This is a genomic window from Marinobacter alkalisoli (assembly GCF_045449855.1).
Classification (GTDB): domain Bacteria; phylum Pseudomonadota; class Gammaproteobacteria; order Pseudomonadales; family Oleiphilaceae; genus Marinobacter.
This window is the reverse complement of sequence record NZ_JBJJLC010000025.1, coordinates 156,682-183,253: the sequence shown is the minus strand read 5'-3', so window position 1 is coordinate 183,253 and position 26,572 is coordinate 156,682. Positions and strand designations below refer to the sequence as shown.

The following is a 26,572-nucleotide window of genomic DNA, read 5'->3' as shown; positions in this document are numbered from 1 at the left end:
GGCAGACGTCGTATCGGCGTCTGCCATGGCTGCGCGCTGCCGGGCCGGCCTGTTTCTTTATTTTCTATCCGTTGCGAGGAGCCGCTAATGAACGCCCCGTCCAATTCGCTGTCCTTTGACGATCCGACAGAAGTGAATGCCTGGCTCAAACAGCTGGCCGCAACTGCCGTATCCGCCGTACATCCTGACACCCTGTTTTCGCCTGATCAGCTGCCGTCGCGCCCATCTGGACGCACTGTAGTGATTGGGGCCGGCAAAGCTGCCGCTGCCATGGCGGCAGCCTTTGAGCGCACGTGGGCTGATACCTATCCCGATGCCGAAATCTCCGGCCTCGTCGTCACTCGTTACGGCCATGGCGCTGATTGTCGGCACATTGAGGTATTGGAAGCATCCCACCCAATGCCTGACGAGTTGGGCGAGAAGGCGGCCCAGCGTATGCTCGATGCAGTGACCGGGCTTACCGCGAACGATCTTGTCATTGCCTTGATTTCCGGGGGTGGTTCCGCGCTCATGACGCTGGCCGCTCCAGGACTGACGCTGCACCAGAAGCAAGCGATCAACAAAGTGCTGTTGCGTTGCGGGGCGCCAATTCGTGAGATCAACACGGTGCGGCGCCATCTCTCGCGCATCAAGGGCGGGCGATTGGCTGCCGCAGCTCATCCGGCGGAGGTGGTTACTTATCTGATCTCCGATGTGCCCGGCGACGATCCTACGCTGATCGCCTCAGGACCGACTCTGCCAGACGAGACAACGCCACTCGATGCGTTGGAAATACTGGAACGGTATTCGATCGAAATTCCAGATGCTGTGCGTCGTCATCTGGTCAGCGACGATACCGCGCCCAAGCCGAACTCGCCTGAATTTGAGCGGGACCGCGCCGTGGTTCAGGCCAGGGCGTGTGATGCGCTTCGCGCAGCTGGGGCCGCTGCAGAGTTAGCCGGTGTAGACGTTCGTGTGTTGGGTGACGATCTTGAAGGCGAGGCGAGAGAGCTGGGGCGTGATCATGCGGCATTAGCTTTGAAGCTGCAAAAAGAAGTCAAAGAACCGCTCCTGATACTGTCAGGTGGCGAGACCAGCGTCACCGTGCTCGGCGAAGGGCGCGGAGGCCGCAACGTTGAATACCTCCTGGGAGCGATCACGGTCCTTCAGGGGGCGCCGAATATTTACGCTCTGGCCATCGACACGGATGGTATCGACGGCTCCGAGGATAACGCCGGCGCTATTTTCGGACCTAACGACTGGTCACGGGTTCAAGCCCTGAAGCTGGACCCTGCGACTTATCTCGCCGGTAATGACGCCTACAGTTTTTTTGAGGCCCTCGATGGCTTGATCGTCACTGGTCCCACTCGTACCAATGTCAATGATTTCCGCGCCATACTGGTGCTCCCAAGGTCCGTATGAGCAAGGCACTGGCTATCCGCGCCTATTGCTTGGAACGGGCCTTTCCCTTGGCAAGGCCTATGTGCGAGAACACCGCATGCAAGTCATGGGTTGCACTATCGTCATCAAAGTTCAGTTTTGCATCGATATGATCCATATGATGCATCATCAATGACACGGCTTTGTCGGTATCACGTGCGGATATGGCATCAAGCAACTGATTGTGCTCATCATAGGAACAATGGGAACGGGTTCCCTTTTCGTATTGGGCGATGATCAGCGAGGTCTGAGAAACCAGGCTGCGCTGGAAACCGATAAAGGGCGTATTGTTCGCCGCCTCCGCTAATTTCAGATGGAATTCGCCTGACAGGCGGATACCCGCACCTCGATCCCCGCGAGCAAAGCAATTTTGCTCTTCCACCACCATGTCCCGCAGCTCATCGAGCTGCTTTTCAGTCGCGTTCTGGACCGCTAACTCTGTAATAGCACGTTCGACCAGGCGCCGTGCGTACAGAATCTGACGGGCCTCTTCCACGCTCGGGCTGGCTATCATCGCGCCCCGGTTAGGGCGAATGGAAACGACACCTTCATGTGCCAACTGCGACAACTCTCGCCGGATAATCGTGCGGCTGACGCCAAAAATTTCCCCTAACGCCTCCTCGCTCAATTTGGTGCCGGGTGCCAGGCGATGCTCAAGAATAGCGTCGAACATGTGGGCGTATATCGTCTCGCTTGTTGTCCCGGTCCGTTTTTTTCCGGTTCGGTTCGGGCTTTTGGTGGGTTGCGCTTGTTTGTTCATAATGTCTCGCGAATGAGGTAGTGGAAGTACAGAATCTGATTCTGAATAGTATACGAGAAACGACGCCATTTAGCCGAGCCTGATCGAGCCAGGTAATCACCTAAAAAAAACCCGCCTGAAGGCGGGTAAAAACACACTGAGGCAAATCGAGTGTGTAAGTCAGGCGTGTGAAACAGAGGGCCTGGCATGACTGGTAGTGAGAAACCTGCCCTCCTGGCCGCGAAGACCTGATGAAAGCATAGCACATGTCACTGCTTTATGGATACAGTTGGTGTTTGTTTTGTATTCAGTTTGTCGGCTTGGTTTTCGTGACCTTAGGTGAGGGCTAGACTTGGGTTAAGTGGCATAGCCTGTGTTGAGGCCAGGATTTCTCCGGACCCACAAAAGAATTGCCGGCGGTTAAAACATCATATAGTCTATAAATATTGTATACGATGTGCGGGTGCCAGCTTTCGATGCAGGGCGGCCGGGCGTTATTCATTCAGATATCAGGAGCAAAGAATGAGCCGTTTTCGAACCCTGACTCCATCCAGCCTCGGGCGAGAGGCCTTCGTTGCAGCTTTTGCTGACATCTATGAGCATTCGCCGTGGATAGCAGAGCGGGCCTATGACATGGGCATGGATGAAAAAGTTGACGAAATCGAAGTCATGCACGAGCGGATGTCAAACATCCTTCTCAACGCGGATCGGGACGCCCAGTTGGCCTTAATCAATGCTCACCCGGATCTGGCAGGCAAAGCCGCTATGCGTGGAGAGCTTACGGCCTCGAGTACTTCCGAGCAGGCGGGTGCAGGTATTCAGGAGTGCACGCCGGAAGAGTTTACGCGGTTCGTCAGGCTTAATGAGGCCTATAAAAACAAGTTTGGCTTCATTTTTATCATGGCAGTAAAAGGTAGTAACAGACACCAGATACTGGCCTCGTTCGAAGAACGCATGGACAACTCTCCCGAGCAGGAATTCCAGCGCGCACTGAGCGAAATCAATAAGATTGCCTTGTTCCGCCTGCAGGCAATGTAGCACCGTGCTCCTGTCTACAAGGCGCTGCCGTTCTGCAGCCTGTGCTAGTGGTTACCCTGCATCTGCTGCTCACGGTTCCAGAGGTAGCAGAACGGCAAGGCCACTCCAAGCAGTATGCCGACAACCAGGAAGATGCTGATCCCCAGGTAGTGGCCGCTCATTGCGCCCAGCAGCCCGGCTTCCGGTATAACCTCGGCGGGGATGTAGTTTGTAGCGGCCATCCCGGTGTAGTGCATGCCGCACACAGCCACTCCCATGATCGGAGCGCTGGCCAGCATCTGCAATAGGCCTTTAAGATTGAAGGCCAGCCAGAGGGCGGCTGTTGCCGCGACAACGGCAATGACAACTGATAGGGCGACAATCGGCATGTTGTACTGGATCGTCGCGGACATCAGCATTGCTTCCATGCCGACGTAGTGCATGCTGGCAACGCCAATGCCCATGACGAGACCGCCGCCAACCAGGCGAGCCATGTTGAAGTGCCCCAGGCCAGCAATAGCCAGGCCGGCGGCGCTGGCTCCAATGGCGACAACTGCGGAAAACAACGTGATGCCGGTGTCGTAGGTCACGAACACGGGAGTCTGGTGGGCCACCATGGCGATAAAATGCATTGACCAGATGGCTCCGCCCCCCATAGCGATAGCGGCGGACAGGATGCGGATGAAAGATTGCGCCTGGGTGCGTGCCGATGCGACAGCCCCTGCCAGCTGCAGCGCCGTAAGAGCCCCGAGAACCGAGACAATGTAGGAAACGAATACCAGGCCGTAATTATAAGTTCCGTGCATAACGGGTGCCTCCTTGCTCAAATGGCAGTTGAAAGTCAGTTGGGATGCTGGGCGCCCTTAAGGCCGCTCATCCAGCTAGCAGTGGTTAGCCTAGCTGGCAGGGAGAATCTTTTCTGGGTGGCGTTACAAAACAAAATAAAAAAGAACACATCCTTAAACTGGTCACCCCCTTACTCAATTCGCGGTTTGCCTGATAAATCCGGAAACCGCAACGATGGCCTTGTACCGATTTTTCCTGGTGTCTCTTTTGTAGTATGTTCGAAGAATATCGGAACAGGCGTATCGAACCGATGAACGACTTTTCGCCAGGGTGCCAGTCATGACACCGGAGCAATGGCAGACCATTCTTGAGACTATCCCCGACGTTCGTGACGGCCTGACCCGTACGGAACGAGTGGTACTCTATGTACTGAATGAGACCCAGCGTGAGCTGAACGGACGAAACGTACCCACCGCCATGCTCTATGGCCGGGTGCTTGAATACGTTGACATGAGCGAAGCCGAGCTGCATATCCACCTCGACCGCCTGGGCGTAAAAGGCGATGGTTATTCCAACCCCGTCAATTCCCGTTAATTGAGATGAAACCATGATTATTTGCGGAGTCGAACTCACCGGCAGCGATGCGGTGGTGTGTTTGCTGAACCTGGATCGGGGGCAGTTCAGCTTGCCGGAGTGCAAGGTGCGAAAGCTGTCGCTGAACAAAAACCACACCAGGGAAGACCTGAAACAGTTCCAGGCGGCGTTTGCTGACTTGATGGCAGAGCACGGGGTGACCCGCGTCGTGATCAAGGAGCGGATGCCGAAAGGCAAGTTTGCCGGTGGCGCCATCAGCTTCAAGCTGGAAGCGGCCATTCAACTGATTGACGGTAGCGAGCTGGAGGTAAGGTTGCTCCCGCCAGCGCTGATCAAGTCCACATTGGCAGCAAACCCGCTGCCGATTCCTTTTGCCGAGACCGGCTTGAAGGTCTTTCAGGAAACCGCCTTTATCGCCGCCTATGTGGGGCACATGGCGACATAGCGCGTTGGAGTCGGCGGAGCGGCCTCGTTATACGTAGATGTCGAAGGCTGCTATGGCATTCGACTTTCGGTGGTTTAAATTGATAATGTTATAACATATCATTCGTCGCCTCGTTCCCGTTTCAAGAGGCGCTCGTCAACATGTCCTGGTTCTGCCGCATTCTGCTTATTCCGGGCTTTTTCTGGATTCTGTCCGGTTCTGTAGCCCAAGCCCAGTCAACCCCCGCAAACACTGTGAATATTCAGGCCGCTTTTGAGTTCTCCAGCCTGGACCCCACGCGCAGCGGCTATATCTTTACCCGGATGCAGGTTCTGGAAACCCTGTTCAATGTTGATGAAACTGGCAGGCTGATACCGGGGCTGGCAGCGGAGTGGTCGCAGCGCGAGAGCAATCGGATCTGGGATATCCAGTTGCAGGAGGGCGTTATCTTCCACGACGGCACCCCTATGACGGCCGGGGTGGTTGCGGAAAACCTCAATCTGGCCCGAACCAGGCCGGGTGCGTTGCAAGGCGTGCCGGTAGAGCGGATTGAGGCGGTGGGGGAGCGAGATCTCCGGATTACGCTGACTGAACCTTATCGTCCATTGGGTGGGGTGCTCGCAAACTATTCCACCGCTATTCTTGCGCCCGGAGCCTACGATGATGAGGGCAGCGTGAAAGCCTTGATCGGCACCGGGCCGTTCAAGGTGCACGAGGTGGCGGTACCACATCGCCTGGTTGTTCAGCGTTTCCAGGACTACTGGGATAAGGTCGCAGAGGTTGAATACGCCCGCTATCTGACGGGGCATCGCGCGGAGGCCCGGGTATTGCAGGCCCGCAGTGGTCAGGGTGATTTGGTGTTCGGGCTCGATCCGGCCGCCGTGCCCATGCTGGAGCGCCTGCCGAATCTTCAGGTTGTCCGCTCCGAGTTGCCGCGCACCCTGGCTCTGAAACTGAACCTGGCGCACCCTTACTTGTCGGATGGGGACGCGCGTCAGGCATTGAGCCTCGCCATTAACCGCAGCGGCATAGCAACGGCGATACTCCGCACGCCGGGAGCCGGCACGACTCAACTGTTTCCTGCGTATATGGGGGCCTGGCACCTGGACACCGACGAAGCCGGCTTCAACCTGGCCCGGGCCGAAGCGCTGATGGCCGGCCTGGGTTGGGAGAAAAATGCAGAGGGGTGGCTGGAAAAGAATGGCGACCGGTTCGAATTGGACCTGATCACTTACGCCGATCGCCCGGAACTGACGACCGTGGCAACCGCTGTTCAGGATCAATGGCGACGGCTGGGAGTCAAGCTGAACGTCAATATAACCAACTCCAGCAGCATCCCCGCCGGCCACCAGGACGGTTCTCTGGAAGTGGCCCTTATCGCCCGCAACTATGGCACCATCGCCGACCCCCTGGCGATCATGATCCGGGATTTCGGGTCTGAGAAGGGCGGTGATTGGGGCAGTATGAACTGGTCGAACCCTACCATCCAGGCCACGCTGAACTCCATGATTCGGGAATCCGACGATGCGATTTACCGTCAGCAGGCTCAGGCTGTGGCGCAGTCTATCTACGACGAGAAACCACTGATTCCTGTTGCCAGTTATGTGCAGCAGACATCGGTAAGCCGGCGTCTGACAGGCTTCCGGTTTGATCCCTATGAGCGCAGCTTCTTCCTTAACGAATTGGCCTGGAAGTGACCATGCGCCGATTACTCGTGAAACGATTCCTGCAGTTACTGGCGGTATGCTGGGGTGTTGGAACACTGACGTTTGTAATGATGCGGGCCCTGCCCGGCGATGTGGCGTATCGGATTGCTGCCAGCCGGTATGGCATGGATGCGGTGGATACCCGAGCCGCTGAACTGGTTCGGGAGGAGCTGGGCCTGGATACCAGTGCCTGGGATGCCTATTGGCAGTGGCTGGTGGACCTGGCCTCTCTGGATCTGGGCACGTCATTGGTCAGTGGCCTGCCCGTGGCCGGGGAAATCTGGCACATGCTTGGCCACTCACTGGTGCTGGCGGTGGCCGGTGTCGTCTTGTCTGCGCTGATTGCGATTCCCTTCGGTACGGCCAGTGCCTTCCGGAGGGGCTGGCTGGATCAGCTGACCCTGGCGCTCTCAACCGGTATTCGGGCAGTACCGGTATTTGTGATTGGTCTGATTGCCGTGATGATTTTTGCGTTGAATCTGAACTGGCTGCCGGTCGCAGGCTTTGGTGAATCGAAGCACCTGATTCTTCCCGCGATGACGCTGGCGGTGAGCCTCGCTGCTATCTCCAGTCGTGTAATCCGCAATGAAACCATCAGAGTGATCAACGCTCCCTACTATGAGTTCGCCCAGACCAAGGGGCTATCAGCCCGTCGTACCTTTCTTCGCCATGGCGTGCGTAACCTGTCGGCTCCGGTTGTGGCATTTTTCGGGGTGCAGATGATCACGGTGGTGGAAAGCATGGTGATGATTGAATCGCTCTTTTCCTGGCCGGGGATTGGTCACGGCCTTGCCCATGCAGTCTTTGGCCGCGATATTCCGGTGATTCAGGGGGCGGCTCTGGCCATGGGTGCTCTGTTTGTGATCATCAATACGCTGGTGGACATTGCCTGCCATTTCCTTGATCCGCGCGGGAGGGCAATCAGTTGATGCTTCGTGAGTTAAAGCCGTCCGTAAGCCAGGCCCTGGGTATTGGCCTGCTGTCATCACTGGTGCTCTATGCCGTCATGGCCCCGACCCTGAGTGGCGTGGACGCCAGTGCGCAAAACCTGTCCCATATCCTGGCGGCACCGATGGCCGAGCACTGGCTTGGTACGGATCACTTTGGTCGGGATATGTGGGTCCGGTTGGCCGATGCCCTGCAGCGCTCAATGACTATGGCCCTGCTGTGCGTCGCGACAGCCGCGTTTCTGGGCGTGAGCCTCGGGGTTGCGGCCGCCATCGGTCCGAAGTGGCTGGACCGGCTGCTTGATGGGCTGACAACGCTGATCCTGGCCCTGCCCGGACTGGTGTTAGTGCTGTTGTTCGCGGCGATTTCGCCAGGGTCTTTCTGGATGCTCTACCTGGCCATCTCACTGATTCAGTGGATCGAGTATTTCCGGGTAACCCGGGTGATCACTCAACGATTGGCCCACTCGCCGGAGGTTGAGGCGTCCAGGTTGCTTGGCTTTGGCCAATGGTATCGTTTCAAGCGTCATTTCTGGCCGGCCATCGCACCACAGTTAATGACACTCGCCGCGTTCGGCGCTGCCAACGCCATTCTCATGATGGCTGCGCTCGGGTTTGTCTACGTAGGTATCCAGCCGCCCACTGCCGAGCTTGGCTTGATGATTGTGGAGCATTTTCCCTACTACAGTGATGCCCCTTGGCTGTTGGTTCAGCCGTTGGTCGCCCTGGCGCTGTTGATTCTCAGTTTTCACCTGATCGGAGGGAGGGGCCAATCATGACCATCATTCGTGTTGAGAACCTGTCGGTTCATGTCGGCTCCCGCACTCTGGTTGCTCCGGTGAGCTTTGCACTGGGGGAGGGCGAGCGGCTTACGATTCTGGGGCAGACGGGCTCTGGTAAGAGTCTGCTGGCCCAGGCCATCATGGGGAATCTTCCAGATTCCCTCGCAAGCCGGGGGCATGCCTGGTTGTTCGGTTCGGAAACGCCGGCCAGGTCCCGTCGGCAGTGGTGGGGGCGACAGCTCAGCATGCTCCCCCAAGAGCCCTGGAATGCCCTGAACCCCCTGATGACGAGCGTGAACCAACTGGCGGAAACCTATCGATTTGTGTGCGGGCGGGGAGCACCCGAAGCCCGGCAACAGGCTCAGCAAACGCTGGCGGAGATCGGCCTTGAAGCCAGTGCAGAAAAGCGGGTGGATCAGCTCTCGGGAGGTATGGCCCAGCGGGTGGCGATTGCCTGTGCCATGGCCGGCGGTGCCCCGCTGTTGCTGGCGGATGAGCCTACCAAAGGCCTGGATGTCTCCCGTCGTGATCAGGTGGTGCGGCAGCTGCTTGTGCAATCGGCGAAGGGGGCGTTGCTGACCATCACTCATGATGTGGAAGTGGCGAAACAGATTGGCGGCCAACTGATGGTCGTGAAAGAGGGGCAGATTGTGGAACAGGGGCGGTGCGAGACGGTCCTGTCTTCGCCTCAGCATACTTTCACCCGTGAATTGATGGCAGCCGACCCGAGCCAGTGGCCGGATCGGCCCGCACAACAGATCGACCAGTCACCGGTGATTGAAGCCAGAGGTCTCTCAGTAGGGCACGGAAAACGGGCCCTGCTGCAGGATCTGTCACTGACCGTGCACGCCGGAGAGGTAATTGGCGTGGTGGGCGATAGTGGCTGCGGCAAGAGCACCCTGGGCGACACCTTGCTGGGGTTGCGCGCGCCGTTGGCAGGACAGGTGACGCGGCTGAAGCAGACTCCCGCCCACCGTTGGCAGAAGCTTTATCAGGATCCGACGGCGGCGGTCTCACAGGCCGTCACGTTGCGGGTGCTGTTGCAGGATGTGGTCGCAAAATATCGCGTGAGTTCAGGCGTCGTTAAAAGCTGGATGACGCGGCTTGCGCTTACGGACGAACTGCTGGATCGAAAGGCTGACGGCGTGTCCGGAGGCGAGTTGCAACGCTTCTGTATACTCCGCGCGATGATTCTGGATCCGGTGTTCCTGTTCGCTGATGAGCCGACCTCCAGGCTGGACCCCATGACGGCACGGGATGTCACCCATTGGCTGGTCAATATAGCCCGGGAAACCCAGTGTGCGGTAATGCTTGTGAGCCATCATCCGGAGCTCATCGAGAAAAGCTGTGACCGGGTCATCTCGCTTGATCGCCGCCTATGTGGGGCATATGGCGAAATAGCAACGGATCAACTGGTTATGGGTTAGTGGTGTTGGTGGTCAGGCAGCTCAGCGACAAATCCTTTTCCAACCGATAGCTGTCGAAGTCCCGAGCCAGAAACAGTTGGCCCTGATAGTGCTGCATGGCTTCGGCCGCCAGTTGGTTGATATGGGGCGCGCCGCCCGGTCCGGACTGGTAACGGGAGCTGAAGTGGGTCAACACCAGGTTGGGCAGGTGGGCCTGTTGCGCAAACCGGGCCACCTGTTCGGCGGAACTGTGTTGTGGCCAGGGGCCGACCCGGTCGGCCACGTCCTGGGTGTAGGTGGCCTCGTGGATCAGCACATGGCTGCCGTTGCAGGCATCGTTCAGCAGCTCCGGGGTGTCGTTGTCGCCGGCGACGATCAGGCGGCGGGCCGTGCGGGGAATGTGGGTGTACTCTTCACTCCTGAGCAGGCGGCCGTCCTCCAGTGTTATGTCATGTCCTTTCTGCAATTCGCCCCAGCCGGGCCCGGGTTCCACGCCATCCGCCCGGAGCTTGTCCTGCAGCAGCTGTCGCTCCAGGTTTCGCTCAGTGAACACATAGGCGCGGCAGGGCACCCGATGGGACAGCTCCACGTTGGTAACCCCGAAGTGTTCATCCTGCCAGTGAAAGTCCGGTGCTTCGGAATCGATGAAGTTCAGGGGATAACTGAGGCTGGAGTCGCTGTTTTCGATCACCGCGTTGATGAAACGTTGTACCTGGACGGGAGCGATGATATCCAGCGATTCGGTACGACCAAGCATGGAGGCGCTGGTGAGTAGTCCCGGAAGGCCGAAGGTATGGTCGCCGTGGATGTGGGTGATGAATATGGCCCGCAACTGCATGACCGAATAGCGGGTGCGCAGCAGCTGATGCTGGGTGCCCTCACCGCAGTCCACCAGGTACCAGGGTTTGGGGCCGGAGTGGCACAGGGCCAGTCCGGTCACATTGCGTGCCCGCGTCGGTGTTCCGGCGGATGTGCCGAGAAAGGTGAATTCCATTGTGCCTCAATTTCCTATCAGGAGTGTCATCGGCCCTGCACCCCATGGCGGGCACCATCCCCATGTGGACAATAGCGCCTTCATTCAGGCGGAGTCCAGACAGATATGGCACGAGTTACAGCCCTTCAACGATAACGATGTCCACTTCCGCCGCCTCCCGGCGCGCATTTCTTGCCTGGCTGTAGGCTTCCGAATGGTAGCAGTCGTAGGCATGCTGGTAGCTGGGGAACTCGATAACCACCGTGCGCTGCGGCGTTTTTCGACCTTCAAGGGCGTCGTTACGGCCGCCCCGGGCGATGAATCGGGCCCCGTACACCCGAAAGGCTTCCGGGGCCAGTGACTGGTAGGCGGCGTAGTTGTCGGGGTCGGTCACGGTGACGTTCGCGATCCAATAGGCTTTTGCCATCCTCGGTTTCCTTATTTTCCATGGTATTTGGTATTATGGTATGCCAAGATTGCAGGGAACCAAAGACGGTGTCAATCGATTCCATAGAGTGATGAACATGATGAATTTCGACCCGACCGAGAGCCTGATTGAAGACATCCGCAACGGACGCATGGTGGTCCTGCTGGACGATGAAGACCGTGAGAACGAAGGCGACCTGGTGATGGCCGCGGAGTTCGTCACGCCGGATGCCATTAATTTTATGGCCACCCATGCCCGGGGGCTGATCTGTCTGACGCTGAGCGGGGAACGCTGTGAACAACTGGACCTGTGGCCGATGGTGGCCAATAACGGGGCCAGCTTCGCGACGGCGTTTACCGTGTCCATAGAAGCCCGTGAAGGGGTGACAACTGGCATCTCGGCAGCGGACCGGGCGACGACGGTGAAGGCCGCCGTAGCCCCGGATGCTCACCCCCGGGATCTGGTCCAGCCGGGCCACATTTTCCCGCTGCGGGCCCGCGACGGCGGCGTGCTGAGCCGCGCCGGCCACACCGAGGCGGGCTGCGATCTTACGCGTCTGGCGGGTCTGGAACCGGCGGCGGTGATTGTCGAGGTTATGAACGACGACGGCAGTATGGCGCGACGTCCGGATCTGGAGGCCTTTGCCCAACGCCACGGCATCAGGATCGGCACCATTGCGGACCTGATCCAGTATCGGCTGGCGAGAGAGAAAACCGTCGAACATACCGGTCAGCAACCGTTGTCCACCGCGCACGGGGATTTCGTCCTGCACACTTATGAGGATCTGATCACCGGCGATGCGCACCTGGCCTTGACCATGGGCGATGTCAACGGGCCGGAGCCTACACTGGTCCGGGTGCACTCGGTGGACCCGCTGCGTGACCTGGTGGGGGCGGATTACCAGGGGCCGAGGGCCTGGTCCCTGTGGTCGGCATTGGAAAACGTGGCGCGGGCAGGGCACGGCGCGGTGGTGATTCTGGCCAGCCATGAATCCTCCCAGAGCCTGCTGTCGCGCGCGACACGGCAGAACACGCCACCACCGGATGCGTCGTCGATCCGCTATTCGAGTGTGGGCACGGGCTCCCAGATTCTGTCCGATCTGGGTATTCGCAAACTGCGATTAATGGGTGCGCCGCTGAACTACAAGGGGCTGTCCGGGTTCGATCTGGAAGTGGTTGAGATCGTCGAACCGTAATGGTGAAGTGGCCTGGCAGGCAGGAGGCCTGCCGGGCCGGTCAGCGCATGAAGTGAATGTTGCCGGTTTCCATGCTGCCGGTGTAGATGCCGTAGGTGCCGCCGGCACGCTCGGCGATATAGCGTTCCAGGATCTGGCGAATGGCTGGATAGAAGATCAGCTCCCAGGGAATCTGTTCGGGGGCAAACCAGTCAACGGCCTGGGTCTCGTGACCGGGGGGATCATCCCAGGCGAGCACGTTGGCCCGGTAGATGATGTACAGCTCATTGGTGGGCGGCACACTGAAGATGGAGTAGGGGGTGGTCACTTCGGCGTCAATGCCGGTTTCTTCCCAGACTTCGCGCCGCGCCGCTTCCTCAACGCATTCCCCGCGCTCCATGAAGCCTGCTGGTAGCGTCCAGGTACCGACGCGAGGCGGGATACCCCGCTGGCAAAGGAGCAGGCGACCGTCCTGTTCAATGATGGCGCCGGCTATAACCCGGGGATTATCGTAGACAATGCCGCCACAGGCGGAGCAATAGTCCCGCTCGTGGGTGTCTCCGGCAGGAACTCCCCGGGAAAGGGGGCCGCTGCCGCATTGTGTGCAGTACCTGGGCATAGCATGCCTCACCGCAGGCTTTGGGCCGTGTTAAGGGGTGGTGTGATCGGATCGACTGCTTTGCCCTGCTTTTCCGCGAGCGCTGCCAGGGCAACCTTGGAGGCCGCCTTGATGTGCTCAACGCAGGCTTCATGGGCGGCTTCGGGATTCCGTGCCTGAATGGCGTCGACGATTTTCGTCATTTCCTTGAAGCTGTCGACGTAGCGCTCCTTCTGCGACACCGACGTGGCGCGCAGGTAGTTGACGCGGGCCTGCAGTTGGCTCAGAAACTGTCCGGCGATGCGGTTGCCCGCACCTTCGTACAAAACGCCGTAGAAGTCACTCACGGCATTGACAATGGCGACCGTGTCGCCGCTGCGCAGGGCTGCCTTGAGGATCTCCCAGGCGTGATCGAACTCTGCCATCTGTTGCCGGGAGGCTTTCTGGGTGAAGAGCTGGACCACCATGCTTTCCAGTACGCAACGCAATTCGTAGATATCGCGTGCGTCTTCCAGGGTAATGACGGCAACTCGGGGCCCGCGGCTGCTTTCGCTTTCGACCAGACCCTCGGCCTCAAGGTGGCGCAGAGCTTCACGCACCGAGGTTCGGCTGACCCCCAGTTTGTCGCAGAGATCCCGTTCCACCAGGCGGTCGCCGGGCAGAAGCTGAAAGCTCATGATGGCCTGGCGCAGTTTGTCGAGCACCATCTCCCGCAATGTCGGTTGATTGCGAGTGACTTTGAGGCTGTCGTCCAATGGGGTCCGTTGCATTTCTTCTCCTGGGTACAGGCAATGGCTAAATTTCGCCCATTTCGCTGAGCACGTCGCGGGCCTGACGGAAGGCGTCGATGGCGGCGGGAACACCGCAGTAAACCGCCGTCTGCATCAGCACCTCACGGATTTCGTCAACGCTCATGCCGTTATTGATCGCGCCCCGTACGTGAAGGCGCAGCTCGTGCGGGCGATTGAGAGCGGTGATCATCGCCAAGTTTATCATGCTGCGATCGCGGTCGCTGAGGCCTTCCCGTTGCCACACGTTTCCCCAGCAGTACTCGGTGACCAGTTCCTGGAGCGGCTGGTTGAAAGCATCGGCGTTGCGCATGGATTGGTCAACGTACTCTGCACCCAGGACCCGGCGGCGTTTGGCCAGGCCGCGTTCAAAACGTTCTTCTGACATAAGAATGCCCTCGTTCAGGTGGATCAGGAAGCGCGCGCCAGGGCACGCAGGTTCTCTGGCAATTGGTCCATCTTGCCACGGCAGTACAGGAGAGGATCGACCTCGCTGCCGCCGCACCACAGCTTCTGTACCTCGCCAACCAGAATAGCGTGATCGCCGCCCGGGTAATCTTCCCAAATGCGACACTCAAGACAGGCCGCCGACCCGTTGATCAGTGCGTTCTCCAGTTCGGAACGGTGCCAGTCGATGCCTTCGCCTTTGTCGCGACCCTTGCCGGCGAATCGGTAGGCGATGGCCTGCTGGTCCTGACCCAGGATGTGGATGGCAAAGCGGCCAATACGTTTGATGACCGGATAGGAATCCGAATTCAGGCTCGGGCAGATCAATACCAGCGGCGGTTCCATGGAAACCGCGGAAAAGGCGCTGGCGGTAAATCCCACCAGCCGACCGTCGTCATCAATGGCAGTGACCACGGTAACCCCGCTTGGAAAGGCACCCAGGACCTGCTTGTAGTCTTGTGTTTCGATCATGGTTCTCTCCCGCATTAACGCATAATGAAAGGGTCGGGCATAGGATCTGTGGACAGGTTGATCCACAGGGTCTTGAGGTCGGTGTAGTCGCGCACCGCGTCGATACCGCACTCGCGGCCGTAACCGCTGGCGCCGAAGCCACCGATCGGTGCCATCGCCGATACCGCCCGGTAGGTGTTCACCCAGAGGATGCCGGAGCGTACGTCGCGGGCCAGGCGGTGGGCACGGCCCACGTTTTGTGTCCAGATGCCGGCAGCCAGGCCAAATTCGGTATCGTTGGCGAGGCGCAGGGCTTCCGCTTCGTCATCAAAGGGTATGACGGCCACGACCGGGCCGAAGACTTCTTCCTGGACGATGGGCATGTGGTGGGAATCACAGGCCAGGATGGTGGGCGAGTAGTACCAGCCGGCTCTGTCTGTGATGCGTTCGCCGCCATAGACCAGTTTGGCGCCATCGGCTTTGGCCTGGGTGACCATGCGGTCGATGGTTTCCAGCTGTGCTTCGGTGGCGATGGGGCCCATCTCGGTGTTGGTCTCCGCCGGGTCGCCGATGCGGATGCCAGCGGCACGATCACGCAGTTTCTGGACCACCTCGTCGTAGATGCTGCGTTGTACCAACAGGCGTGAGCCGGCTACGCAGCTCTGACCGGATGCCGCGAAGACGCCGGCGACCACGCCGTTGATGGCGCTTTCCAGGTCCGCATCCTCGAACAGGATGTTGGGAGACTTGCCGCCCAGTTCGAGGGACAGCTTGGCGAAGTTCTCGGCACTGTTACGCACCACGTGGCGGGCAGCCGTGGCACCGCCGGTGAAGGCGATCTTTCGCACCAGCGGATGGGCCGTCAGTGCGGCACCGGTGGACGGACCAAAGCCGGTGACCAGATTGACCACGCCCTTGGGGAAGCCCGCCATTTCCACCAGGCGCATCAGTTCGATCAGGCTCGCGGAAGCGTGCTCGGAGGGTTTGATGACGATGGTGTTGCCCGCCGCCAGGGCCGGGGCCAGCTTGATGGCGGTCAGGTACAGCGGGCTGTTCCACGGGATGATGGCAGCCACCACGCCCAGGGGTACCCGCACCGTGGCACCGAACATGTCCGGCTTGTCCAGCGGCAGGGTTTCGCCCACCACCTTGTCTGCCAGGCCCGCGTTGTAATAGAAAAACTCGGGCAGGTAGCCGACCTGGCCGCGGGTCTCGCGAATGAGCTTGCCGTTGTCCCGGCTCTCCAGTTGGGCCAGCGTCTCGGCATGATCGGCAATCAACTGGCCGAGACGGTACAGTAACTTGCCCCGCGCGGTGGCGGTCAGGCCCGCCCATTCCGGACTTTCGAAGGCGCGGTTCGCTGCCTCGACCGCGTCGTTGACGTCGGTCTCGTCAGCATTCGGCACGTGACACCAAACCTCACCGGTGGCCGGGTTGTAACTGTCGAAGGTGGCGCCGGAGCGGGCGCCCCGCCACTCGCCATCAATGAACATCGTCAGCGAATCCAGGTTCATTGGAGAGTCTCCTCTTGCAGGGAATGGTTGTGGACGTTGTCGAGAAAGCGGATCAGCAGGGTGTTGACCTCACTGGCTGCTTCCACCGGGGCCATGTGCCGCTGGCCGTGTAAAATGTGCACGCTGGCGTTGGGCAGGTGTTCTGCCAGTGCGCTCGCCATTTTGGGCGTCGATCCCGGGTCCAGCTCGCCGGTGGCGATCAGCACGGGCACACGGATCGACGCGAGCTTATCCAGTCCGAAACTGTCCTGGGTCACGAACAGTGCGTAACTCCGATAATACCCTTCCGGGTGGTTGCTGGTTACCCGGTCGCGAACCGCAGCGATGCACTCGGGGTGAGCGTCGCGAAACGACGGACTGAACCAGCGTTCCAGGGCGCCATCTACATTCGCTGTCGGCCCCTGTTTACGGGTCTCGTCCAGCCGCCGGAGGGCTCCGGCGCGTTGCCGCTCATTGCGTTCAAACACGCTGGATAACACCACCATCGCGTTTAGTCGGCTGGGATGGCGCAAGGCAAAAGCCCGCGCTACCAGTCCGCCCATCGAGAATCCCACGACGGTCGCGGCGGGCAGGTCCAGATCGTCGAGCAGGGCCCGCAGCTGGTCGGCATAGTCGTCCAGTGTGGCGTCGTCTGTTGGCAGGGCGCTCTCGCCATGGCCCAGCATATCGTAGGCGATCACGTCGTAATGCTTGGCTAGCACCTCCACCTGTGCCTGCCATAGGGTGGCATCCAGCCCAACGCCGTGGATCAGGACGACCGGCGCGCCCCGGCCGACTCGCCAGTAGCGGGTCCCGGAGCGGCTCTTTTGTGCGTCAGTGAGTTTCATCTGACCTCCCTTGAAGCTCACTGGTTGCCGGCCTGTTCCGCTTCTTCGGCCAGTTCCTTCAGATCCTGGTAGCGGTTGCCGATGCGTGGGTGCAGGCGGCCGCCGTCCGAGGCGCCCAGGGCTACGACAATCTCGTTGGCGCGCGGAGCGTCCTCGATACGCATCTCCAGGGTAATGTAGTGGGAGCGGAAGCCCTCATCGTCCTTGTGCATCATCGGGATCTGGATGGACGTGCCCGGCGCACCGCGTTTGTTGGTAAAGCTCAGGTAGCTCTTCGCGCCAACAGCTTCCCGGTAGTGATTGCCAAAGCGCAGTGTGTGAATGATGGCAGATGCATGTTCGATCTCCCCTTCAGCACCAACGACGGCGGCTTTGCCGTAAGCCTCGATCTGCTCGCTGCCAATTTCGTTCAGTATGTGCTTGACGATCAGTTCGCCCAGCTCCGAACAGCCACTGCGGATTTCCGGCGACAGGTCTTCAACAAAGCCCTGGCCACCCCACGGATTAGTCACCACAGCCGCCACACCGACCATGGTTACGGGCTTGTCTCCCCTTTTACCGCCTTCGATGTAGGTGGTCTCTCGAAAGGTGGCGATCTTGCGAATCTCGAAGCTCATTTGCGCTCTCCTCGTGGTTTTTGGCGCGGACCTGGCCGGTGTGTCGGGCGATCCTTGGTTTTGGTATACCATAATACAGAAAATGAGTTTCGACAATGCTTGAGCAGTCAAGATCTGATTCCTGCTATCGATTGAGTGTGCATTAGTAATTTTAAATCAATATAAAACAGTAATTTATGGTTATTGTCTTGATTTTTTAAGTTTCTTGTCTGAGAAAGTATTTGCATTCGGTATTATGGTATACCAAGATATTTGAGAGATCCTCAGATGGTCTGTGTATGAAAAACGAGCGTTAGCGCTCGGCAGGCCGCTGAAAATCAACAAGAACGCCAACGACGGAACTCAGGAGAGCCTGAATGCACAATCCTCAACCCAGTATGCCCGGGCAAGGCCTCTTTGCCGGGGTAAATAAGACGATGGCCATCGCTTCCATCACCATGGTGGCGGCTTTCGTGCTGTTCACAGTGTTGCAGCCGGAACTGGCCAACACGATCTACACCGGGGTCAAGCAGTACATCGAGAGTGAGCTTGGCTGGTACTACATTCTCACGGTGAATGTGGTGCTCTTTGTTTCCATTGCGATCGTTGTCAGCCCCTACGGCAAACTGCGCCTCGGGAAAGACGACGAGCGCCCGGAATTCTCCAATTTCACCTGGTTTGCCATGCTGTTCAGCGCGGCGGTCGGCACGGGGCTCCTGTTCTGGAGTATCGCTGAGCCCTTGAGTCACCTACAGGGGAATCCGTTCATGGCGACGGAGGGGATTGCGCCCAATACCCTGGATGCGGCACAAACGGCTCTTCGCGTCACGATCTTCCATTGGGGTTTCCACGGCTGGGCGATCTATATCCTGGTTGGCACCATCCTGGCGTATTTCGCCTATCGGCGTGGACTGCCGCTGACGATTCGCTCAGCCTTCTATCCGCTGCTCGGTGAACGCATCTACGGCCCGATCGGCCATGCCATCGATCTGCTGGCGATCTTTGCCACCCTGTTCGGGACGGCCACCACGCTGGGTCTGGGTGTCTCACAGATGAACGCGGGGCTAAACAATCTGTTCGGTATGGAGATTTCCAACACCAATCAGGTGTTACTGGTCATGGGTGTGACTGTGGCAGCTACATTGTCTGCCGTGTCCGGTTTGAAGAAAGGCATCCGGTTCCTTAGTGAATGGAACATTCACCTCAGCATGATCCTGTTTGCGTTCTTTATCCTGGCGGGTCCCACCGTTTTCCTGTTAACCATTTTCACCACCAGCGTAGGTGACTATCTGGGCAATCTGTTGCCAATGGGGTTCTGGACCAATCCCGATCCCGAAAGCCAGTGGCAGGGTTGGTGGACGCTGTTCTACTGGGGCTGGTGGCTGTCCTGGGGCCCGTACGTGGGAATGTTCGTTGCGCGTATTTCGCGAGGACGCACGATTCGCGAAGTGCTGTTCGGCGGGATGATGGCGGCCACTCTGGGTGCGATGTCTTGGATTGTGATCTTTGGCGGCACTGCTCTTCACCTTCAACTGTTCGGCGGTGTCGACCTGGCGACGGTCGCCAACGACAACGTGACGCAGGTGTTGTTCCAGACTATCGAAGCTCTCGATGTGCCTTGGGCCTCCAGTTTCATGGTTGGTATGGCCACGTTAATGATCGTGACCTGGTTCGTAACCTCAGCTGATTCCGGAACCCTGGTTATCTGCACCATCCTGTCCCAGGGCAATCCGCATCCGCCCCAAGCGTACCGAGTGATCTGGGGGTTGGGCCTGGGCGCGACGTCTGCCGTGCTGTTGCTGGCCGGTGGTTTGCAGGCCCTGCAAACCGCTGCGATTGCGGCCGCCTTGCCTTTCTCCGTGGTCCTGCTAGTGATGTGCTATTGCATGTTCAAGGCGCTGGCCAGTGAGCAGGTTGGTGGTGTGGTTGCAGTTGAACAATCTGAAGCGTCTTAACGACGAATACCGAGGAGATCCTACAATGCAGTTTTCTTTATTCCTTCATATGGAGCGCTATCCGGGCGACAAGAGCCATCAGCAGCTGTTCGAGGAACTCTGTGAACTGGTGAAAATTGCCGAAGATGGCGGTTTCCGGGCGGCCTGGATCGGTGAGCATCACGGCATGCAGTTCACCTCGTCGCCCAGTCCGATTGCCCAACTTTCCTATCTGGCGGCCAAAACCGAGCGAATCCGCTTGGGGGCGGGAACATTTGTCGCGCCCTTCTGGGATCCCATCCGCCTGGCGGGCGAGGCGGCACTGCTGGATGTCATCAGCGGCGGCCGGCTTGAGTTCGGCATCGCCCGCGGTGCCTATCAGTTCGAATTCGATCGCCTGACCGATGGCCTCCAGGCCTCTGAGGGTGGCGAGGCTCTGCGCGAGATGGTCCCGGCCATCCGCGGCCTGTGGCAAGGCGACTATGCTCATCAGGGCAACGTCTATAACTTCCCGACCACCACCAGCGTACCCAAACCGCTGCAGCAACCGCTGCCGCCAATCTGGATCGCCGCGCGGGACCCGGCTTCCCATGATTTTGCGGTCAAGAACGGCTGCAACGTGATGGTTACGGCTCTGATGAAAGGCGACGAGGAAGTGGCCGATCTGGCTCGCAAGTTCAACACCGCCTGTGCCGACCACCCGGAAGTGGACCGCCCGGAACTGATGTTCCTGCGCCACACCTACGTGCATGAGGAGAGTGATCCGAATGGCTGGCGGCCCGGTGCTGAAGCTCTCAATCGCTTCTACCGCTACTTCATGGCGTGGTTCAAGAATGACCAGCAGGCAGTGGATGGCTTTTTTGAACCGGTATCGGAAGAAACCGTGGCCGACAACCCGGAGTTCGCTCTCGACAGCCTGCACCGCAACATGATGATTGGTACGCCCTCGGAGCTGGTAGAACGGCTCAAGGGTTACGAAAAGCTGGGCATTACCGAATACAGCTACTGGACCGATAACACGCTGCCTTTCGAGGAGAAGAAGCGGTCACTGGAGCTGTTCATCAAAGAGGTGATGCCGCACTTCGGTTGATCAATGAGGACGTACCATGAATCTATTGGATCTCGTTAGCGGCGGAAAAGTTGCTGCGCTGATTGGCAGTGAATGGCGCCTGAGCGCTAAGAATTTTGATGTGACCAATCCCGCCACGGGTGAAACGGTTGCCCAGGTGGCGGATATGGGGGCGGAAGACGCGCGCGAGGCCGTAGTTGCGGCCGAGCGTGCGGGGAAAGCGTGGCGCAAAGTGTCAGCGAAAGAGCGCGCCCGGCTGCTCAAGCGCTGGTTCGATCTGGTCATGGATGAAACAACGGCCCTCGCCCGGATTATGACACTCGAGCAGGGTAAGCCCCTTGCAGAAGCACGTGGTGAAGTGGCCTATGGGGCTTCGTTCATTGAGTTCTTCGGCGAGGAAAGCAAAAGGATGGCAGGGGAAGTTTTGCCGGCCCCTGACACCAGCAAGCGCCTATTGGTGACGCGAGAGCCGGTTGGCGTTGTCGCAGCGATTACGCCCTGGAATTTCCCGCTGGCCATGATTACCCGCAAATGCGCGCCGGCCCTGGCTGCCGGCTGCAGCGTTGTGATCAAGCCAGCTGAGGCAACCCCGCTGACTGCGCTGGCTCTGGCCCGCCTGGCTCTGCAGGCGGGTATACCGGAAGGCTTGATAAATGTGGTTACCTGTTCCAGTCCCGCCGAAGTAGGCGATGTTCTGACGACGGATAGCCGTGTACGGAAGGTATCGTTTACAGGCTCGACCCAGGTCGGCAAGTATCTGTTGTCTCAGTGTGCCGGCACGGTCAAGAAAACGGCCATGGAACTGGGTGGGAACGCTCCATTTATCGTTTTCAACGATGCCGACCTGGACGCTGCCGTGGATGGCGCCATAGCCTCCAAATTCCGTAATGCCGGACAGACCTGTGTCTGTACTAACCGGTTCCTGGTGCAGGCGGATGTCTATGACGCCTTTCTGGAGAGACTTGTTGACCGGGTGAGTGGCCTGACAGTCGGCAGTGGACTGGATGATGGTGTCGCTATTGGTCCGCTCATTAACGCGGCAGCCGTCGAGAAAGTGAAGAGCCACATCAATGATGGTCTGCTCAAGGGGGCCCGGCTTTTATTTGGTGGTCATGCCCATGAATTGGGTGGGAACTTTTTTGCTCCGACCGTCATGGCAGACGTGACGGCAGATATGCTCGTGGCTTCGGAGGAAACCTTTGGTCCCCTGGCCGCCGTCTTCCGTTTCGAAACGGAGGCTGAGGCCATTGAGCTGGCTAATAACACGCCGTCCGGGTTGGCTGCCTATTTTTACACCCGGGACTATGGTCGCGTTTTCCGAACGCTCGAAGCGCTTGAATATGGCATGGTTGGCGTCAATGAAGGGCTGATTTCGACCGAATTGGCCCCGTTTGGCGGTATCAAGGAGTCGGGTCTGGGACGAGAAGGTTCCCACCATGGCCTTGACGAGTTTACGGAGCTGAAATACGCCTGTCTGGGAGGGCTTTGAACAGGAGGGGGCGCTTCGCGCACCCGACTGGGGAAACAGCCGAAAGTGGCGGAATCTCCCTGAGCAGTCTACGCTAGGGCCTAGGCATGCAAGGGAGATTGCTCAGCCATGGAGTCGCAGACATCTGATTTACCCCGATTTCTGGTACTCGCCCGCCGATTATTTTTTGCCGGTTCGACGACGGATGGAGACACCGCTGCGGCGGAGCCGTCCTATCTCGCACGCAAGATCACTCTGGGGGTGATGGTGTTCGCCGCGCTGTTGTTCGCGCTGCTGATCTTCCTGATTATTACCTTCGCCCACCGGTCCATCGAGCAGGAACTGACCAAGAGCAATGCCTCAATGGTGGGCTTGGTCCAGCAGGTGGTCAGCGAGTACTTTTCCTCGTTTTCAGACATGGCGGTTCTGGTGGCGCAGCGCCCGGACCTGATTGATGCCCTCCAGCAGCGCGACGTGGAGCGGGTGCGGACGCATCTGCGGGCGCTGGTGGCAAGTCATCCCGACAATAGCCGGGCGTTCATCGCCGATGCCGGCGGTGTGTTGCGGTATGACCACCCGGTGGACGCCAGCGTTCTGGGCCAGGATTTTTCCTACCGGAACTGGTACCTGGGGGTGTCTGAAGCCCAGCGTCCCTACCTGTCATTGATCTATCAGCGTGCCGCCCTGGATGCGCCCTATGTGGTGGCGCTGGCGACCCCCATTCACAGCGACGGCGACATGCTCGGCTATCTGGTTTACCAGCGGACCGTTCAGGGACTGGCGGCCTGGATCGCCCGTTACAGCCCCGAACCGGGTGTCATCCGGATGATTGACCGACAGGGTACCGCAGCGCAGATCCGGGCCGATGCTCCCGGTGACCTGTGGGCAGACCATGAGCTGGTACGCCTCGCGTTGGCCGGCGGTACAGGTACCGGCCACGGAGTTGATCCGGAGAGTGGAGAGAAAAGCCTGATCAGTTATGGGCCAGTGGAACCCTATGGCTGGGCGGTCGTGGTCAGCCAGCCATGGAACGCGATCTTCGGCACTGCCCGGGAGCTGGGGTGGCATATCGTCGGCTTTGCCCTGCTGGCCCTGTTGATCCTGGGGGGCATGGGTTATTTCTGGCTGCGTACCCTCATGCAGTACCAGCGTTCACTGGAGGGAAGAAACGAGGCGGTCAACGACTATGCGAAGAAGTTGCATGCCGCCAATCAGGAACTGGAGTCATTCACCTATTCAGTGTCCCATGACCTGAGGTCGCCTTTGCGTGCCATGGACGGTTTCTCCCGGATCCTCGCCGAGGAATACCATGAGAACCTGCCCGAGAAGGCCCGTCGCTATGTTGGCCTGGTACGTCAGAATGCCGTCCAGATGGGGCAGCTGGTGGATGACTTGCTGGCCTTTTCCCGTCTTGGTCGCCATAGCCTGAGGATCCAGCCGGTGGACCCGAACCCCATTGTCAGCGAGGTGCTTGAGGAGATCGTCACCGATGAGGATCGAAACAGTGAGATACAGCATCAGGAGTTGGAGGCGTGTCGTGCCGATCCCAGCCTGTTGAGGCAGGTGTTCAGCAACCTGATCAGCAACGCACTCAAATACAGCCGCAAGAGTGAGCGCCCGATGATCACCATTGGCTGTGAGGCCCAGGGTGATGAGGTTGTCTACTGCGTCAGGGACAATGGCGTGGGCTTTGACATGGCCTATGCGCACAAGCTTTTCGGGGTATTCCAGCGGCTTCATCGCGCGGAGGATTTTCCCGGAACCGGGGTGGGGCTGGCCATTGTCCACCGTATTGTCGAACGGCACGGAGGCCGGATCTGGGCCGAGGCCAGGCCCGAACAAGGAGCCACCTTCTACTTCACCTTGGGGAGGTCACAATGAGCGCGCAACCCTTACGTATCCTGCTGGTGGAAGACAACCCGAACGATCTGGAGCTGACCCTGCACGCCCTCAGCGCCAGCAAGCTCAGTAATCCCGTGATGGTGGCCCGCGACGGGGCCGAGGCCCTGGAGTTGCTGTTCGGTAAGGAGGGTCAGGCAGGGCCGCCTGAGCCGCCCCAGTTGATCCTGCTGGATCTGAAGCTGCCCAAGGTGGATGGGCTGGAGGTGCTTGAGCGGATCAAGGGCGATGCGCGTACGCGGACCGTCCCGGTGGTGGTACTGACCTCGTCCAGCGAGGAACCGGACATTGACCAGGCCTACCGCTTGGGGGTCAACAGCTACATCGTCAAGCCAGTGGATTTCGGGCAGTTCTGCGAGACCGTCAAACAACTCGGTATGTACTGGTTGCTGCTGAATCAACCCGTTTAAGGGAATTAATCCTTGCAGGAGCAAAGGGGGCCTATGACTCGCCCAATTCGGTTATTGATGCTGGAAGACAACCCCAGTGACGCAGAGCTTACGATTCACGAGCTTGAACGGGCCGGCTTTGAGCCGGACTGGGTGCGGGTGGACACGGAACAGGCGTTCGTCCAGCGCTTGGATCTGGACCTGGACCTGATCATCGCGGATTTCAAACTGCCTCAATTTAACGGCCTGGAGGCCCTGCGCCGTGTGCGGGAACGGAATCTGGACGTGCCGGTTGTCATCGTATCTGGCACGATTGGGGAGGAGATGGCAGTGCGGCTCATCAAGGAAGGGGCTGCCGATTACCTTCTGAAAGATCGCCTGGCGCGCCTGGGGGTGGCGGTCGGTCAGGCACTCGACGCGCACCAGCAGCGGGTGGAGAAAAAACGGGCCGAGCAGGCCATTCTGCGGATGAACCGTATTCGTGCCGTGCTCAGCGGTATCAATGCCACGATTGTCCGGGTGCGTGACCGCAGCCAGCTGCTGGCTCAGGGCTGTGAGATCGTGCGTACCCGTGGCGAGTTCGAACAGGTGTGGATCGGGTTGTGCGATCCCTCGGGGGCAGATCTGTACTGGATTGACCCGGAGGATAACGAAACGTCCGTTTCCACTCCGCCGCCGCCCCTGATGCAGATGGCAACGCTGGCGCTGGACCGGGGGCGGCCGGTGTTCCGCAACGATTTCGATCTGGACGGGGTGGAGAGGCGCGCCGTTGCGGTACTGCCGATGGAGCACTCGGATCAGTGGGTTGGCGTCCTGGGTCTGTGTACCGATCGTGAACTGGACAGCGAGGAGTTGTCGATGCTGGTGGAGGTAGCCGCCGACCTTGCCTTTGCCCTGGATTACATCGATAAGGCCGGCCAGCTTGACTACCTGGCCTATTACGAACCCGTTACCGGACTCCCAAACCGGCGCCTGTTCAGCGAACGCCTGGAGCAGGCCATGCAGATGGCGATTCATACGTCGGCGTCTGCAGTGGCGGTCGTCGGGTTCGATCAGTCGTCGAGTATGATCGAGACCTTTGGGCAGTCCGTGGTTGATGACCTCTGCCGGTCGATAGCCCAGCGGCTGGAGAGCGCTCTGGGCACGCAGAAAGTGCTATCCCATTTCGGGGCCGGTGTCTTTGCGGTGATGTTTCCCGGACAGATCGCGGGTGCTGCGCTGGTGCACGCCATCGAGACCTGCCTTATGGACCCGCTGTCGGAGCCCTTCGATCTGCATGGCAAGGAATTGCGGCTGTCCGTTCGTGTCGGGATCGCGGTGGCCCCGGGGGATGGGCTGGAGTCTGAAATCCTGCTGCACAACGCCGAAGCAGCTCTGATCAAGTGCCGCGATTCCCAGGAACACTATTCGTTCTATTCCCAGGAAATACACCGGCGTATGAGCCGGAAGCTCAACCTGGAAAACCGGCTGCGCATTGCCCTGGAGAAGAATCAATTTGTGTTGTTCTACCAGCCCAAGGTGGACTCGAAAACCGGGGAGCTGACCGGGGTGGAAGCCCTGTTGCGCTGGGACGATCCGGAGCGGGGGCTGATATCGCCCGGAGAGTTCATTCCGTTGCTGGAAGAAACCGGGTTGATTGTTGAGGTGGGAAACTGGGTTATCGGCAGGGCTGTGGCCGATTATCGGGACTGGCGGAAGAGGGGGATCCGTATACCGATGGTGGCGGTGAATGTGTCCCCCAGGCAACTACGGCAAAAACGGTTTGTCGACTGTATCGGTCACGCTGTGGACGCGGTTGGGGAAGGTCACCTGGAGCTGGAAATTACCGAGAGTGTCCTCATGGAGGATACCGAAGGCAGCATCAAGACCCTCGGTATCCTGCGTGAGCTTGGCGCCCAGGTGGCGATCGATGATTTTGGTACGGGGTACTCGTCGCTGAGTTACCTGAGCCGAATGCCCGTTACCGCGCTGAAGATTGACCAGTCCTTTGTCTTCAACATGACCAAGGGACCGAATGACCTGGCCATCGTCACCAGCATCATATCCCTGGCCCACTCAATGAACCTGATGGTGATCGCCGAAGGCGTGGAGACCGAGGAGCAGGCCCGCCTGCTGCGCCTGTTGCGCTGCGACCAGATGCAGGGGTTTCTTTACGGCAGGCCAAACCGATCCGTGCAGTTGCGCTCGAGTTAGGAAATA

General features: G+C 59.1%; 26 protein-coding genes. 15 read left to right on the top strand and 11 right to left on the bottom strand.

Annotation, left to right across the window (positions count from 1 at the left end; translation table 11 throughout):
* Positions 1-87: 87 nt before the first annotated feature.
* A complete protein-coding gene (locus tag ACJO5Y_RS10875) occupies positions 88-1,401 on the top strand; it encodes a glycerate kinase type-2 family protein (RefSeq protein WP_406987144.1) in 1,314 nt (437 codons plus the stop codon).
* Positions 1,402-1,423: 22 nt separating this feature from the next.
* Here ACJO5Y_RS10875 and ACJO5Y_RS10870 read toward each other — a convergent pair whose 3' ends face one another.
* Positions 1,424-2,179 carry a GntR family transcriptional regulator gene (locus ACJO5Y_RS10870; protein ID WP_406987143.1) on the bottom strand — a complete coding sequence of 252 codons (756 nt, stop codon included), beginning with the start codon at positions 2,177-2,179 and terminating at the stop codon, positions 1,424-1,426.
* Positions 2,180-2,680: 501 nt separating this feature from the next.
* On the opposite strand from ACJO5Y_RS10870, the gene uraD reads away from it, so the two are divergent.
* Complete coding sequence (gene uraD, locus ACJO5Y_RS10865; protein ID WP_406987142.1) at positions 2,681-3,196, top strand: 2-oxo-4-hydroxy-4-carboxy-5-ureidoimidazoline decarboxylase; 516 nt, start codon at positions 2,681-2,683, stop codon at positions 3,194-3,196.
* Positions 3,197-3,240: 44 nt separating this feature from the next.
* On the opposite strand, the gene ACJO5Y_RS10860 is transcribed toward uraD, so the two are convergent.
* Positions 3,241-3,981, bottom strand: a complete 741-nt coding sequence (locus ACJO5Y_RS10860; RefSeq protein ID WP_406987141.1) for an MHYT domain-containing protein — start codon at positions 3,979-3,981, stop codon at positions 3,241-3,243.
* 319 nt (positions 3,982-4,300) lie between these two features.
* Here ACJO5Y_RS10860 and ACJO5Y_RS10855 point away from each other — a divergent pair, with 319 nt between their 5' ends.
* From ACJO5Y_RS10855 to ACJO5Y_RS10830, 6 genes are all read left to right on the top strand, one after another.
* A complete protein-coding gene (locus ACJO5Y_RS10855) occupies positions 4,301-4,555 on the top strand; it encodes a hypothetical protein (RefSeq protein WP_406987140.1) in 255 nt (84 codons plus the stop codon).
* A gap of 13 nt (positions 4,556-4,568) precedes the next feature.
* On the top strand, positions 4,569-5,000 hold the full coding sequence (locus ACJO5Y_RS10850; protein WP_406987139.1) for a DUF3010 family protein: 432 nt from the start codon (positions 4,569-4,571) through the stop codon (positions 4,998-5,000).
* Positions 5,001-5,140: 140 nt separating this feature from the next.
* Positions 5,141-6,676 (top strand): ABC transporter substrate-binding protein, encoded by a 1,536-nt coding sequence (locus ACJO5Y_RS10845; protein WP_406987137.1) that lies wholly within the window; start codon positions 5,141-5,143, stop codon positions 6,674-6,676.
* Between the two features lie 2 nt (positions 6,677-6,678).
* Positions 6,679-7,614, top strand: coding sequence for an ABC transporter permease (locus ACJO5Y_RS10840; protein WP_406987136.1), 936 nt, complete (start codon positions 6,679-6,681; stop codon positions 7,612-7,614).
* Positions 7,614-8,411: an ABC transporter permease gene (locus ACJO5Y_RS10835; RefSeq protein ID WP_406987134.1), complete on the top strand. Its 798-nt coding sequence runs from the start codon at positions 7,614-7,616 to the stop codon at positions 8,409-8,411. Before ACJO5Y_RS10840 ends, ACJO5Y_RS10835 begins: the two co-directional genes overlap by 1 nt.
* On the top strand, positions 8,408-9,841 hold the full coding sequence (locus tag ACJO5Y_RS10830) for an ABC transporter ATP-binding protein (RefSeq protein WP_406987133.1): 1,434 nt from the start codon (positions 8,408-8,410) through the stop codon (positions 9,839-9,841). Before ACJO5Y_RS10835 ends, ACJO5Y_RS10830 begins: the two co-directional genes overlap by 4 nt.
* Here ACJO5Y_RS10830 and ACJO5Y_RS10825 read toward each other — a convergent pair.
* Entirely contained in the window at positions 9,831-10,814 is a 984-nt protein-coding gene (locus tag ACJO5Y_RS10825; protein WP_406987132.1) for a ribonuclease Z, read from the bottom strand. The two genes, ACJO5Y_RS10830 and ACJO5Y_RS10825, sit on opposite strands and share 11 nt — an antisense overlap.
* A 115-nt stretch (positions 10,815-10,929) precedes the next feature.
* Positions 10,930-11,220, bottom strand: coding sequence for a DUF1330 domain-containing protein (locus ACJO5Y_RS10820; protein ID WP_406987130.1), 291 nt, complete (start codon positions 11,218-11,220; stop codon positions 10,930-10,932).
* A 100-nt stretch (positions 11,221-11,320) separates the two neighbouring features.
* Here ACJO5Y_RS10820 and ribBA point away from each other — a divergent pair, with 100 nt between their 5' ends.
* Positions 11,321-12,415: a bifunctional 3,4-dihydroxy-2-butanone-4-phosphate synthase/GTP cyclohydrolase II gene (gene ribBA / locus ACJO5Y_RS10815; RefSeq protein ID WP_406987315.1), complete on the top strand. Its 1,095-nt coding sequence runs from the start codon at positions 11,321-11,323 to the stop codon at positions 12,413-12,415.
* Positions 12,416-12,455: 40 nt separating this feature from the next.
* Here ribBA and ACJO5Y_RS10810 read toward each other — a convergent pair whose 3' ends face one another.
* From ACJO5Y_RS10810 to ACJO5Y_RS10780, 7 genes are read right to left on the bottom strand one after another with little or no spacing between them, the layout of a single operon-like run.
* The gene (locus tag ACJO5Y_RS10810; protein WP_406987128.1) at positions 12,456-13,013 is read right to left on the bottom strand and encodes an NUDIX hydrolase; all 558 of its coding nucleotides are present in this window, start codon (positions 13,011-13,013) and stop codon (positions 12,456-12,458) included.
* 8 nt (positions 13,014-13,021) lie between these two features.
* Positions 13,022-13,762 (bottom strand): GntR family transcriptional regulator, encoded by a 741-nt coding sequence (locus ACJO5Y_RS10805; RefSeq protein WP_406987126.1) that lies wholly within the window; start codon positions 13,760-13,762, stop codon positions 13,022-13,024.
* 25 nt (positions 13,763-13,787) lie between these two features.
* Complete coding sequence (gene pcaC, locus ACJO5Y_RS10800) at positions 13,788-14,168, bottom strand: 4-carboxymuconolactone decarboxylase (RefSeq protein WP_406987125.1); 381 nt, start codon at positions 14,166-14,168, stop codon at positions 13,788-13,790.
* A 23-nt stretch (positions 14,169-14,191) separates the two neighbouring features.
* The gene (locus ACJO5Y_RS10795; RefSeq protein WP_406987123.1) at positions 14,192-14,698 is read right to left on the bottom strand and encodes a flavin reductase family protein; all 507 of its coding nucleotides are present in this window, start codon (positions 14,696-14,698) and stop codon (positions 14,192-14,194) included.
* Between the two features lie 14 nt (positions 14,699-14,712).
* Positions 14,713-16,191: an aldehyde dehydrogenase gene (locus ACJO5Y_RS10790; RefSeq protein WP_406987121.1), complete on the bottom strand. Its 1,479-nt coding sequence runs from the start codon at positions 16,189-16,191 to the stop codon at positions 14,713-14,715.
* Entirely contained in the window at positions 16,188-17,018 is an 831-nt protein-coding gene (locus ACJO5Y_RS10785) for an alpha/beta fold hydrolase (RefSeq protein WP_406987120.1), read from the bottom strand. The genes ACJO5Y_RS10790 and ACJO5Y_RS10785 overlap by 4 nt, the downstream gene beginning before the upstream one ends.
* Positions 17,019-17,035: 17 nt before the next feature.
* A complete protein-coding gene (locus tag ACJO5Y_RS10780) occupies positions 17,036-17,635 on the bottom strand; it encodes an amino acid synthesis family protein (RefSeq protein WP_406987118.1) in 600 nt (199 codons plus the stop codon).
* Between the two features lie 356 nt (positions 17,636-17,991).
* Between ACJO5Y_RS10780 and ACJO5Y_RS10775 the strand changes: the two genes are divergently transcribed.
* The 6 genes from ACJO5Y_RS10775 to ACJO5Y_RS10750 all read left to right on the top strand — a co-directional run bounded on the left by ACJO5Y_RS10775 (position 17,992) and on the right by ACJO5Y_RS10750 (position 26,566).
* Complete coding sequence (locus ACJO5Y_RS10775; protein ID WP_406987117.1) at positions 17,992-19,569, top strand: BCCT family transporter; 1,578 nt, start codon at positions 17,992-17,994, stop codon at positions 19,567-19,569.
* Positions 19,570-19,594: 25 nt separating this feature from the next.
* Positions 19,595-20,638 carry an LLM class flavin-dependent oxidoreductase gene (locus tag ACJO5Y_RS10770; RefSeq protein ID WP_406987115.1) on the top strand — a complete coding sequence of 348 codons (1,044 nt, stop codon included), beginning with the start codon at positions 19,595-19,597 and terminating at the stop codon, positions 20,636-20,638.
* A gap of 16 nt (positions 20,639-20,654) precedes the next feature.
* A complete protein-coding gene (locus ACJO5Y_RS10765) occupies positions 20,655-22,106 on the top strand; it encodes an NAD-dependent succinate-semialdehyde dehydrogenase (RefSeq protein ID WP_406987113.1) in 1,452 nt (483 codons plus the stop codon).
* A 108-nt stretch (positions 22,107-22,214) separates the two neighbouring features.
* Positions 22,215-23,966: a sensor histidine kinase gene (locus tag ACJO5Y_RS10760; protein WP_406987111.1), complete on the top strand. Its 1,752-nt coding sequence runs from the start codon at positions 22,215-22,217 to the stop codon at positions 23,964-23,966.
* Positions 23,963-24,394 carry a response regulator gene (locus ACJO5Y_RS10755; protein ID WP_406987109.1) on the top strand — a complete coding sequence of 144 codons (432 nt, stop codon included), beginning with the start codon at positions 23,963-23,965 and terminating at the stop codon, positions 24,392-24,394. Before ACJO5Y_RS10760 ends, ACJO5Y_RS10755 begins: the two co-directional genes overlap by 4 nt.
* A 33-nt stretch (positions 24,395-24,427) precedes the next feature.
* The gene (locus tag ACJO5Y_RS10750) at positions 24,428-26,566 is read left to right on the top strand and encodes a putative bifunctional diguanylate cyclase/phosphodiesterase (protein ID WP_406987107.1); all 2,139 of its coding nucleotides are present in this window, start codon (positions 24,428-24,430) and stop codon (positions 26,564-26,566) included.
* Positions 26,567-26,572: the final 6 nt, after the last annotated feature.